The 10,998-nt window shown below is 61.7% G+C and carries 9 protein-coding genes, 1 tRNA gene and 1 riboswitch; of the genes, 6 read left to right on the top strand and 4 right to left on the bottom strand.

Translation table 11 applies throughout. The annotated features are described in order from the left end of the window. Positions 1-14: 14 nt before the first annotated feature. Positions 15-209, bottom strand: a riboswitch (cobalamin riboswitch). Positions 210-245: 36 nt separating this feature from the next. Beyond that, positions 246-1,172, bottom strand: coding sequence for a DNA/RNA non-specific endonuclease (locus tag BFN10_RS13740; protein WP_071490121.1), 927 nt, complete (start codon positions 1,170-1,172; stop codon positions 246-248). Between the two features lie 130 nt (positions 1,173-1,302). On the opposite strand from BFN10_RS13740, the gene BFN10_RS13735 reads away from it, so the two are divergent. Then, the gene (locus BFN10_RS13735) at positions 1,303-2,364 is read left to right on the top strand and encodes a M4 family metallopeptidase (RefSeq protein WP_071490120.1); all 1,062 of its coding nucleotides are present in this window, start codon (positions 1,303-1,305) and stop codon (positions 2,362-2,364) included. A gap of 14 nt (positions 2,365-2,378) precedes the next feature. After that, positions 2,379-2,684 (top strand): protealysin inhibitor emfourin, encoded by a 306-nt coding sequence (locus BFN10_RS13730; protein ID WP_071490119.1) that lies wholly within the window; start codon positions 2,379-2,381, stop codon positions 2,682-2,684. A 56-nt stretch (positions 2,685-2,740) separates the two neighbouring features. On the opposite strand, the gene BFN10_RS13725 is transcribed toward BFN10_RS13730, so the two are convergent. Continuing rightward, entirely contained in the window at positions 2,741-4,123 is a 1,383-nt protein-coding gene (locus BFN10_RS13725) for an aldehyde dehydrogenase family protein (protein WP_071490118.1), read from the bottom strand. 103 nt (positions 4,124-4,226) lie between these two features. Here BFN10_RS13725 and ptrR point away from each other — a divergent pair, with 103 nt between their 5' ends. After that, complete coding sequence (ptrR, locus tag BFN10_RS13720) at positions 4,227-5,099, top strand: putrescine utilization regulator PtrR (protein WP_071490117.1); 873 nt, start codon at positions 4,227-4,229, stop codon at positions 5,097-5,099. A 13-nt stretch (positions 5,100-5,112) separates the two neighbouring features. Here the strand turns inward: ptrR and BFN10_RS13715 are convergent, their stop codons facing one another. Together BFN10_RS13715 and BFN10_RS13710 are read right to left on the bottom strand one after the other, a co-directional pair. After that, positions 5,113-5,322, bottom strand: a complete 210-nt coding sequence (locus tag BFN10_RS13715; RefSeq protein WP_071490116.1) for a hypothetical protein — start codon at positions 5,320-5,322, stop codon at positions 5,113-5,115. 100 nt (positions 5,323-5,422) lie between these two features. Continuing rightward, positions 5,423-6,619: an amino acid aminotransferase gene (locus tag BFN10_RS13710; protein ID WP_071490115.1), complete on the bottom strand. Its 1,197-nt coding sequence runs from the start codon at positions 6,617-6,619 to the stop codon at positions 5,423-5,425. 343 nt (positions 6,620-6,962) lie between these two features. Here BFN10_RS13710 and uvrB point away from each other — a divergent pair, with 343 nt between their 5' ends. The 3 genes from uvrB (at position 6,963) to BFN10_RS13695 (ending at position 10,859) form a co-directional block, all read left to right on the top strand. Further along, complete coding sequence (gene uvrB, locus BFN10_RS13705) at positions 6,963-8,978, top strand: excinuclease ABC subunit UvrB (RefSeq protein ID WP_071490114.1); 2,016 nt, start codon at positions 6,963-6,965, stop codon at positions 8,976-8,978. A gap of 176 nt (positions 8,979-9,154) precedes the next feature. Continuing rightward, positions 9,155-10,636 (top strand): glutamate--tRNA ligase, encoded by a 1,482-nt coding sequence (gene gltX, locus BFN10_RS13700; RefSeq protein WP_071490113.1) that lies wholly within the window; start codon positions 9,155-9,157, stop codon positions 10,634-10,636. 147 nt (positions 10,637-10,783) lie between these two features. Next, a tRNA-Ala gene (locus BFN10_RS13695) sits at positions 10,784-10,859 on the top strand. Positions 10,860-10,998: the final 139 nt, after the last annotated feature.

The raw sequence follows: 10,998 nt of genomic DNA, 5'->3' as shown, positions 1-10,998 counted from the left end.
CACCCCGCCGGTTAGTGATTGAGCTTGGGCCGGCAGGTCTCCTGACTGATGCGTCGTCGCCAGGCTCCAGCCTTCCCGGACGAGGTCCAGTGGCATCGAGGAGCAGGCTCGGCATCTACAGTTGCGGGGGCAGTTCCGGTTGGCGCGGGTGTACCGCGCCTCGGATTCCCTATTAGTCCCGTTTGGGAACCGGCGCGGTATGGTAGTTGATTAAGGCGGGGCGACATAGCCCACGGCGTGCCCGGTCAGAGACGAATGTCCTCGGGCCCCTGGATCAGCGCTTCGATGCGCGTGCCGGTGGCGCGTTCTTCGTTGCTGAAGCCGTCGTAGTCGGCCAGGTTGCCGAAGCGGATGCCGGTCAGGCGCTCGATCTGGATCACGCTGCGCTGGTAGGTGCGCAGTTGGCCGAACACCAGGTCCAATTGGCCCAGTTCGCGGCTCTGATCGATCATGTAGGCGCTGGCCGAAGGCTTGCCGTCATCGCTCAGGTAGGCGACCACCTTCCAGAACGCCTTGGGGATCTGCACGCCCCGGTAAATGCGGTCGTCGTCGGCGAACACCGGGCCGCTGAACACCGTGGCCCGGGCTTTCCAGCGTTGGGTGTTGTCGAGGATGTAGTCTTCGAGTTCCAGCCAGGTCTTCTGGTTGAACCCGCTCATCTGCGGCGAGCAGTTGGTGAAGTGGAAGGTGTCGAGGTTGGCGGTTTGCGCCACGTCGCCCCAATTGGGGTCCTGGCGGCGCACCAGGTGGCCGCGGTCCAGGCCATTGCCGGCGTAGAGCGCTTCGCCGACTTGGGCGTCGACCGGCAGGCGGCCATCGTAGGCCCAGGTGTCGTTGCTGCGGATGATGTCCACATGCTGGCCGCCGTCGATGTTGACGCCCACATACAGCGCGAGGCGCTTGGCGCGTGACATCGTTATGGAGAAGTGCGTGTAGTCCAGGCGCTTCTGGGCATCGCTCGCCAATGCTTCTTCCAGTGTGGGCCAGGGCACCCCGAAGCTGCCGAGAAAGTCTTCTGCGTAGCCACTTCGGTCCTTCAAGTCTTTGGCCGGTGTGACGCGGGGTGTCGCTGCCCTGGCCTCCAGCAGCGTGGGGCTCGGCGCGATCAACGGGCGCAGGTCGGCGAGCCGGGGGCGGTAGGCGAGGTCGATTTTGGTTTTACGTGCGGGCATCGGTCAGTCCTCCTTGGATAAACACGACTGCAACATAGATTAATGACAATTGATCATACGCACTAACCCCTGGGGGCTATCCTCAAACGGTCACCCGGACGTTCAGCACACGCCAACAAGGAGCCAGCCCATGTGTGATCGCCATTACCGTAACCCGATTTTCTGCCTGATCCCGCCCTATATGCTCGACCAGATCGCGCGTAACGGTGACAAAGCGCAACGGGATGTCGCGCTGCGTACCCGCGCCAAGGACAGCACCTTCCGCTCGCTGCGCATGGTCGCGGTGCCCGCCAAGGGCCCGGCGCACCTGGCGCTGGCCATGGGCGCCGACAAGCGACGCTCGATCTACAGCGCCGAGGGCAGCGACAGCCTGCCGGGCAAACTCATCCGTGGCGAAGGCCAGCCCGTCAGTGGCGACGCGGCGGTGGACGAGGCCTATGATGGGCTGGGTGCCACCTTCGACTTTTTCGATCAGGTCTTCGACCGCAACTCCATCGACGATGCCGGCATGGCCCTGGACGCTACCGTGCACTTTGGCCAGAACTACAACAATGCGTTCTGGAACTCGACCCAGATGGTGTTCGGGGATGGGGACGGCGAGCTGTTCAACCGCTTCACGGTCGCCCTCGACGTGATTGGCCATGAGCTGGCCCACGGTGTGACCGAGGATGAGGCCAAGCTGATGTATTTCAATCAGTCCGGCGCGTTGAACGAGTCGTTGTCGGACGTGTTCGGTTCGTTGATCAAGCAATATTCGTTGAAACAAAAGGCCGAGGACGCCGATTGGCTGATCGGCAAAGGGCTGTTTACCAAGAAGATCAAAGGCACCGCGCTGCGCTCGATGAAAGCCCCCGGCACCGCGTTTGACGACAAGCTGCTGGGCAAGGACCCTCAGCCCGGACACATGGATGATTTTGTGCAGACCTACGAGGACAATGGCGGGGTGCATATCAATTCCGGTATTCCCAACCATGCGTTTTACCAGGTGGCGACGAAAATCGGCGGGTTTGCCTGGGAACGTGCCGGGCGCATCTGGTACGACGCGTTGCGTGATGCGCGGTTGCGGCCGAACTCAGGGTTTTTGCGCTTTGCACGCATTACCTACGATGTTGCCGGTCGCCTCTACGGCGCGAACAAGGATGAGCAGAAGGCGGTCAAGGAGGGCTGGAAGGCGGTCGGTATTTCAGTCTGACGTGAGGAGCAACCATGCAAATTTCGCTGAAGGAAAACGGCGGGCCTGCTTTTTTTCCGGGCCTGGCCAAGCCGCGTACGGTTGAGCTGGACAGCCTGCCCGAGCAGGACCAGCAGGAGTTGCGGCAGTTGGTCGAGGCGTGCGACTTCTTTCAACTGCCGCAAAGCAGTGAACCCGCGCCCGGTAACCCGGGCCAGGTGCATTACACCCTGACGGTGAAGGAGGACCAGCGCGAACACACGGTCTGTGTGCTCGCGCCAGTGAAGTCGCAGGCGCTGGAGGGGTTGGTGCAGTGTGTGCGGCGGCATATTCGTGCATAAACAATTTCAGGCCACCGCATGCCTGTGGTGAGCCACAGGTCAGGCGCTGCTCTGATTTATGTGCGATCCAGCCACACGGTCTGCGCGTTGCAGAATTCGCGGACACCGAAGTGCGACAACTCGCGGCCGAACCCGCTTTTCTTGATCCCGCCAAACGCCACCCGAGGGTCGGAGACACTGAAGGCATTGACGAAGATGCCGCCGGTTTCCAGCTGATTGGCGATGTCCCGCGCCTTCGCCGGGTCGCGGGTGAAGATGCTCGCGGTAAGGCCGAACTCGCTGTCATTCGCCAGGGCCACGGCGTGGTCGGGGTCGCGGGCGGTGATGATCGAGGCCACGGGGCCGAACAGTTCCTGTTTGAACGAGGTCATCTGGTCGGTGACGTTGGCCAGTACGGTCGGCGCATAGTAATTGCCGGTGCCGGGTACTTTATGGCCGCCCAGCAGCAGGGTCGCACCTTCTTCCAGGGTGGCCTGGACCTGGCCATGCAGCTCGTCGCGCAGGTCGAAGCGGGCCATCGGGCCGATGTAGGTGGTGGCTGAAGTCGGGTCGCCCATCACCAGGGCGCGGCTGGCTTCGAGGAATTTGGCGGTGAAGGCTTGCACCACGCCTTCCTCGATGATCAGGCGCTTGGCGGCGGCGCAGACCTGGCCACTGTTCTGGAAACGGCCGATCAGGGCGGCTTGTACGGCGGCATCGAGGTCGGCGTCGTTGAGCACGATGAACGGGTCGGAGCCGCCCAGTTCCAGCACGCATTTTTTCAATGCGGCACCGGCCTGGGAGCCGATGGCGATCCCGGCGCGCACGCTGCCGGTGAGGGTGACGGCGGCGATGCGTGGGTCGGCGATGGCTTGGGAGACGCCGTCGTTGGTCACGTTGACCACTTCAAACAGGCCTTTGGCAAAACCGGCGGTGTGGAACGCCTGCTGGATCAGGTAAGCGCTGCCCATCACGTTGGGTGCGTGTTTGAGCACGTAGGTGTTGCCGGCCAGCATGGTCGGCACGGCGCCGCGCAGCACTTGCCACACCGGGAAGTTCCACGGCATCACCGCGAAGATCGGACCCAGTGGGCGGTATTCGATCTGGGCGCTGCCGTTGTCCACCTGCGTCGGTTCCGGGGCGAGCATGGCCGGGCCATGGGCGGCATACCACTCGCTGAGCTGCGCGCATTTTTCGATTTCGGCACGGGCCTGGGCGATGGGTTTGCCCATTTCCAGGGTGATCATCTGCGCCATGTCTTCGGCTTGTTCGCGCAGGGCGCTGGCCAGGCTCAGCAGCAACTCGGCGCGCTGGCTGACCGGCTGGCGGCGCCAAGTGCGGAAGGCGAGGGTGGCGCGCTCAAGGGCGGCATCCAGTTGCTGCGTGGTTTCATACGGGTAGCTGCCGACCGTTTCGCCGTTGGCCGGGTTGATCGAGAGGGCATGGGTAGTCGCGTTCATGGCACCGTCCTGCTGAATGATGAGGTTGGGTTCAGCCTACGGGGCTATATCTTTTCTGGAAACTGAATAATATTAAGCAATATATTCACGATTGGAGAATGACTTGGACCTGGTGCAGCTGGAAATCTTCAAGGCCGTTGCCGAGCAAGGCAGCATCAGCGCCGCCGCGCAGTTGATTCACCGCGTGCCGTCGAACCTGACCACGCGCATCAAGCAACTGGAGCAGGACCTGGGCGTGCAATTGTTTATCCGCGAGAAAAGCCGCTTGCGTCTATCGCCGGCGGGCTGGAACTTCCTCGGCTATGCGCGGCGCATCCTCGACTTGGTGCAGGAGGCCCGTGCGACAGTGGCGGGGGAGGAGCCCCAGGGTGCGTTTGCCCTCGGTTCGCTGGAGAGCACGGCGGCGGTGCGTATCCCGGCGTTGCTCGCGGCGTACAACCAGAAACACACCAAGGTCGAGCTGGACCTGAGCACCGGGCCGTCGGGCACGATGATCGAAGGCGTGTTATCGGGGCGGTTGGCGGCGGCGTTTGTCGACGGGCCGGTGCTGCATGCCACCTTGGAAGGCGTGGCGGTATTCGAGGAAGAGATGGTAGTGATCGCGCCGCTGCATCACGCGCCGATCACCCGGGGGCAGGATGTGAATGGCGAGAACATCTACACTTTCCGCTCCAACTGCTCGTATCGGCACCATTTTGAGCGCTGGTTCTCACAGGATGGCGCGGTGCCGGGCAAGATCTTCGAGATTGAGTCGTACCACGGCATGTTCGCCTGCGTCAGTGCCGGCGCCGGGCTGGCGCTGATGCCGCGCAGCATGCTCGAGAGCATGCCGGGGTCGGCGGCGGTGAGTGTGTGGCCGCTGACGGACAACTTCCGGATTTTGAATACCTGGCTGATCTGGCGGCGCGGGACGGTGTCGCAGAGCCTCAACAGCTTTGTAAAGCTGTTGGAGGAACGCGATCTGGTTGCTTCCTAGATTGTGATTGGTATCAGCCGCCGAATTGCAGGGTGCCCATGGCCAGTTTTGCCATGATTGCAGTTGCGCCCAACTGCACCAGCCACAGCGCCAGGCCGCCAAGGAATACACCGAGCGCCACTTGCAGTACCAGGCTCTTCTGGCGCTTTACTTGCGGTGCACGCGGGGGGAAGTGGTCCAGCTCGTCGCGGTCGGCACGCAGGTCCAGGTCGTCGTTTCTCATAAGGTACTCACAGCAAAGGGGCGGTCGAGGTTCAGTCTAGGGGCTGGAGACGAAAAAGGGGAAGCCATCGGCTTCCCCTTCTGGTGCAACGGCTACAGGTTTACAGCACCTGAACGATTGCCTTTGTGACTGCATCAATGTTCGACTGGTTCAACGCCGCCACACAGATACGACCGGTATCCAGTGCGTAGATGCCGAATTCGCTGCGCAGGCGGGTAACTTGCTCAACGGTCAGGCCGGAGTAGGAGAACATCCCGCGCTGGCGGCCGACGAAGCTGAAGTCGTGCTCCGGAGCAGCCTTGGCCAGGGTGGCGACCATCTGCTCACGCATGCCACGGATGCGCAGGCGCATTTCAGCCAGTTCGGTTTCCCACTGGGCGCGCAGCTCAGGGCTGTTCAGCACCGCTGCCACGATGGCCGCACCGTGGGTTGGCGGGTTGGAGTAGTTGGTGCGGATCACACGCTTGACCTGGGACAGGATGCGCGCGCTTTCTTCCTTGGACTCGCCGACGATGGACAGTGCGCCCACGCGTTCGCCGTACAGGGAGAACGACTTGGAGAACGAGCTGGACACAAAGAAGGTCAGGCCCGATTCAGCGAACAGGCGCACAGCGGCGGCGTCTTCGTGGATGCCGTCGCCAAAGCCCTGGTAGGCCATGTCGAGGAACGGCACCAGGTTCTTGGCCTTGACCACGTCCAGCACGTTCTGCCAGTCGGCCGGGCTCAGGTCGACGCCGGTCGGGTTGTGGCAGCAGGCGTGCAGCACCACGATGGATTGCGGCGGCAGGGCGTTGAGGTCTTCGAGCAGGCCGGCGCGGTTCACGTCATGGGTGGCGGCGTCGTAGTAGCGGTAGTTCTGCACCGGGAAGCCGGCGGTTTCGAACAGCGCGCGGTGGTTTTCCCAGCTCGGGTCGCTGATGGCGACGACGGCGTTGGGCAGCAGTTGCTTGAGGAAGTCAGCCCCCAGCTTCAGCGCGCCAGTGCCGCCGACCGCTTGTACGGTGGTGACGCGACCAGCGCTGAGCAGTGGCGATTCAGCGCCGAACAGCAGGGTTTGCACAGCCTTATCGTAGGCTGCGATGCCATCGATCGGCAGGTAGCCACGGGCGGCGTGTTGCGCCACGCGAATGGCTTCCGCTTCGGCAACGGCACGCAAGAGTGGAATCTTCCCCTCCTCGTTGCAGTAAACGCCCACGCCAAGGTTGACCTTGGTGGTTCGTGTATCGGCGTTGAATGCTTCGTTGAGGCCCAGGATAGGGTCGCGTGGTGCCATTTCGACAGCGGAGAACAGGCTCATTTTTGCGGCAGCTCTATGGGGGGTAGGAGGGACGTGTCGCGCTCCAGCCGAATGCACTAGAGCGGTGCACAAACGGGGAGCTAGTATAGAGGCCATCACCGTCGAGGGCGACAGCCGAAATGGCTTTTCGGCCAAGTTTTTCGGTTTATTTGCTGACCGTTAGTCTTATTGCAACATTGATCCGGCACGGCACGTAGGACGATGGTCTTGAAACCCGTCACATTCGGCACCACTTCTACAGCTATCATGGTTTTTTCCTGCAACCTGCGATGATCATTCGCGGGTTGCCGAGCTATTTCGTCCCTGGCGGTTTCGAGTCTGGGGTGACTTCACGAGGTACGTTATGTCGGATTTCCAACTCGTCACCCGTTTTGAACCCGCCGGCGATCAGCCGGAAGCCATTCGCCAGATGGTCGAAGGCATCGAGGCCGGCCTGGCCCACCAGACGCTGCTCGGGGTGACCGGTTCGGGCAAGACCTTCAGCATCGCCAACGTGATCGCGCAGATCAATCGTCCTACCCTGGTGCTGGCGCCGAACAAGACCCTGGCCGCGCAGCTCTATGGTGAGTTCAAGGCGTTCTTCCCGAACAACGCGGTGGAGTACTTCGTTTCCTACTACGACTACTACCAGCCCGAAGCCTACGTGCCGTCCTCCGATACCTTTATCGAGAAGGATGCGTCGATCAACGACCACATCGAGCAGATGCGATTGTCGGCGACCAAGGCGCTGCTGGAGCGCAAGGACGCGATCATCGTCACCACGGTGTCGTGCATCTACGGCCTGGGCAGCCCGGAAACCTATTTGAAGATGGTGCTGCACGTCGACCGCGGCGACAAACTCGACCAGCGCGAACTGTTGCGTCGCCTGGCCAGCCTGCAATACACGCGCAACGACATGGACTTTGCCCGCGCCACCTTCCGGGTGCGCGGCGATGTGATCGACATCTACCCGGCCGAATCCGACCTGGAAGCGATCCGCATCGAGCTGTTCGATGATGAAGTCGAGAGCCTGTCGGCCTTCGATCCGTTGACCGGCGAGGTGATCCGCAAGCTGCCGCGCTTCACGTTCTATCCGAAAAGCCACTACGTGACCCCGCGTGAAACCCTGATGGGCGCTATCGAAGGCATCAAGACCGAGTTGGCCGAGCGCCTGGAGTACCTGCGTTCCAACAACAAGCTGGTGGAAGCCCAGCGCCTGGAACAGCGCACCCGTTTCGACCTGGAGATGATCCTGGAGCTGGGCTACTGCAACGGCATCGAAAACTACTCGCGCTACCTGTCGGGACGCGAGTCCGGGGCGCCGCCGCCGACGCTCTACGATTACCTGCCGCCGGATGCATTGCTGGTGATCGACGAATCCCACGTCAGCGTGCCGCAGGTCGGCGCGATGTATAAGGGCGATCGGTCGCGTAAGGAAACCTTGGTGGAATACGGTTTCCGCCTGCCGTCGGCGCTGGATAACCGGCCGATGCGCTTTGATGAGTGGGAAGCCATCAGCCCGCAGACTATTTTTGTGTCCGCCACGCCGGGCAACTATGAGGCCGAGCATGCCGGCCGTGTGATCGAGCAATTGGTGCGGCCGACCGGCCTGGTCGACCCGGAAATCGAAATCCGCCCGGCGTTGACCCAGGTCGACGACTTGCTGTCGGAAATCACCAAGCGCGTGGCCCTGGATGAGCGGGTGCTGGTCACCACGCTGACCAAGCGCATGTCCGAAGACTTGACCGACTACCTGGCCGACCACGGCGTGCGCGTGCGCTACCTGCACTCGGACATCGACACCGTGGAACGCGTGGAAATCATCCGCGACCTGCGCCTGGGCACCTTCGATGTGCTGGTGGGGATCAACCTGCTGCGCGAAGGCCTGGACATGCCGGAAGTGTCGCTGGTGGCGATCCTCGATGCGGACAAGGAGGGCTTCCTGCGTTCGGAGCGCTCGCTGATCCAGACCATCGGCCGTGCCGCGCGTAACCTCAATGGCCGGGCGATCCTGTACGCGGACCGCATCACCGGTTCCATGGAGCGGGCGATTGGCGAGACCCAGCGCCGTCGCGACAAGCAGATCGCGTTCAATCTGGAAAATGGCATCACGCCCAAGGGCGTGTTCAAGGACGTCGCCGACATCATGGAAGGCGCCACCGTGCCAGGCTCGCGCAGCAAGAAGCGCAAGGGCATGGCCAAGGCTGCCGAGGAGAGCGCCAAGTACGAGAACGAACTGCGCTCGCCGAGTGAGATCACCAAGCGGATTCGGCAACTGGAAGAGAAGATGTACCAGCTGGCGCGTGACCTGGAGTTCGAGGCGGCGGCGCAGACGCGGGATGAGATTGGCAAGTTGCGCGAGCGCTTGCTGGCCGTTTGATTGGTGGTGGTTTCATCGGGGGCAAGCCCCCTCCCACATTTGACGGTGTTCACATATCGACTGTGGGAGGGGGCTTGCCCCCGATAGCCGCGCCTCGGTTTTCCAGAAATCCCCCAGGCTGTTACCATTCGCCCCTTGTTTCAATTTTCAGTTTTATCGCCCATTCGAGACCTGCCATGACCACCGTCCGCACGCGCATCGCGCCATCGCCTACTGGGGATCCCCACGTCGGCACTGCTTACATCGCCTTGTTCAACTACTGCTTTGCCAAGCAGCACGGCGGTGAATTCATCCTGCGGATCGAAGACACCGACCAAGTGCGCTCCACCCGTGAGTCGGAACAGCAGATTTTCGATGCCTTGCGCTGGCTGGGCATTACCTGGGCGGAAGGTCCGGACGTTGGCGGACCGCATGGCCCGTATCGCCAGAGCGAGCGTAGCGATATCTACAAGCAGTACACCCAGCAACTGGTCGACATGGGCCATGCGTTCCCGTGCTTCTGCACCGCAGAAGAACTGGACCAGATGCGCGCCGAGCAACAGGCCCGCGGCGAAACCCCGCGCTACGATGGCCGCGCGCTGCTGCTGTCGAAAGAAGAAGTGGCCCGTCGCCTGGCCGCTGGCGAGCCTCACGTGATCCGCATGAAGGTACCGAACGAAGGCGTGTGCGTGGTGCCGGACATGCTGCGCGGTGACGTCGAGATCCCGTGGGACCGCATGGACATGCAGGTGCTGATGAAGACCGACGGCCTGCCGACGTACTTCCTGGCAAACGTGGTCGATGACCACCTGATGGGCATCACCCACGTATTGCGCGGCGAAGAATGGCTGCCGTCGGCGCCGAAGCTGATCCTGCTCTACGAGTACTTCGGCTGGGAACAACCGCAGCTGTGCTACATGCCGCTGTTGCGTAACCCGGACAAGAGCAAGCTGTCCAAGCGCAAGAACCCGACCTCGGTGACCTTCTACGAGCGCATGGGCTTCATGCCGGAAGCGATGCTCAACTACCTGGGCCGCATGGGCTGGTCGATGCCGGACGAGCGCGAGAAGTTCTCGCTGCAGGAAATGGTCGATAATTTCGACCTGTCCCGCGTGTCACTGGGCGGGCCGATCTTCGACATCGAGAAGCTGTCGTGGCTCAACGGCCAGTGGCTGCGTGATCTGCCGGTGGAAGAGTTCGCCAGCCGTGTGCAGCAGTGGGCGTTGAACCCCGAGTACATGATGAAGATCGCGCCGCTGGTGCAGGGCAGGGTGGAGACGTTCAGCCAGGTCGCACCGTTGGCCAACTTCTTCTTTGCCGGAGGCGTGAACCCGGATGCCAAGCTGTTTGAATCCAAGAAACTCTCGGGCGACCAGGTTCGCCAACTGATGCAGTTGATCCTGTGGAAGCTCGAAAGCCTGCGCCAGTGGGAGAAGGATGTGATCACCGCCACGATCCAGGCGGTGGTGGAGTCCCTGGAATTGAAATTGCGTGATGCCATGCCGCTGATGTTTGCCGCGATCACCGGGCAGGCCAGTTCCGTGTCGGTGCTTGATGCGATGGAAATCCTCGGCCCGGACCTGACCCGTTTCCGCCTGCGCCAAGCCCTTGATTTGCTTGGTGGTGTATCGAAGAAAGAAAACAAAGAGTGGGAAAAGCTGCTGGGCGCCATCGCCTGAGCACACGGTTGAAACGACGAAACCCCGGTTTTCCGGGGTTTCGCTGGTAAGTGATTGTTATCCCGGCAAAAAATTTTGGAAATTGTTGAAAATAAATTTGACACGTTTCCAAACCGCCATTAAGATTCGCCCCGTCCTCACCGATGAGGGGCTATAGCTCAGCTGGGAGAGCGCTTGCATGGCATGCAAGAGGTCAACGGTTCGATCCCGTTTAGCTCCACCAATTTACAGGTTCAAGGTCTGGCCACACCGTCCTTGAATCGATCAGTTCTCAGCGCTGATCAGATGTACAGAAGGTTTTGTCCCCTTCGTCTAGTGGCCTAGGACACCGCCCTTTCACGGCGGTAACAGGGGTTCGAGTC

It is taken from the genome of Pseudomonas extremorientalis (genome assembly GCF_001870465.1).
GTDB classification, from domain to species: domain Bacteria; phylum Pseudomonadota; class Gammaproteobacteria; order Pseudomonadales; family Pseudomonadaceae; genus Aquipseudomonas; species Aquipseudomonas extremorientalis.
The sequence above is the reverse complement of the archived record's forward strand: the minus strand, read 5'-3'. Positions and strand labels throughout refer to the sequence as shown.

Excerpts from the sequence above, each read along its gene's own strand:
- BFN10_RS13740 (WP_071490121.1), bottom strand. The coding sequence starts at position 1,172 with ATGCCCGCACGTAAAACCAAAATCGACCTCGCCTACCGCCCCCGGCTC.
- BFN10_RS13735 (WP_071490120.1), top strand. The coding sequence starts at position 1,303 with ATGTGTGATCGCCATTACCGTAACCCGATTTTCTGCCTGATCCCGCCC.
- BFN10_RS13730 (WP_071490119.1), top strand. The coding sequence starts at position 2,379 with ATGCAAATTTCGCTGAAGGAAAACGGCGGGCCTGCTTTTTTTCCGGGC.
- BFN10_RS13725 (WP_071490118.1), bottom strand. The coding sequence starts at position 4,123 with ATGAACGCGACTACCCATGCCCTCTCGATCAACCCGGCCAACGGCGAA.
- BFN10_RS13715 (WP_071490116.1), bottom strand. The coding sequence starts at position 5,322 with ATGAGAAACGACGACCTGGACCTGCGTGCCGACCGCGACGAGCTGGAC.
- BFN10_RS13710 (WP_071490115.1), bottom strand. The coding sequence starts at position 6,619 with ATGAGCCTGTTCTCCGCTGTCGAAATGGCACCACGCGACCCTATCCTG.
- uvrB (WP_071490114.1), top strand. The coding sequence starts at position 6,963 with ATGTCGGATTTCCAACTCGTCACCCGTTTTGAACCCGCCGGCGATCAG.
- gltX (WP_071490113.1), top strand. The coding sequence starts at position 9,155 with ATGACCACCGTCCGCACGCGCATCGCGCCATCGCCTACTGGGGATCCC.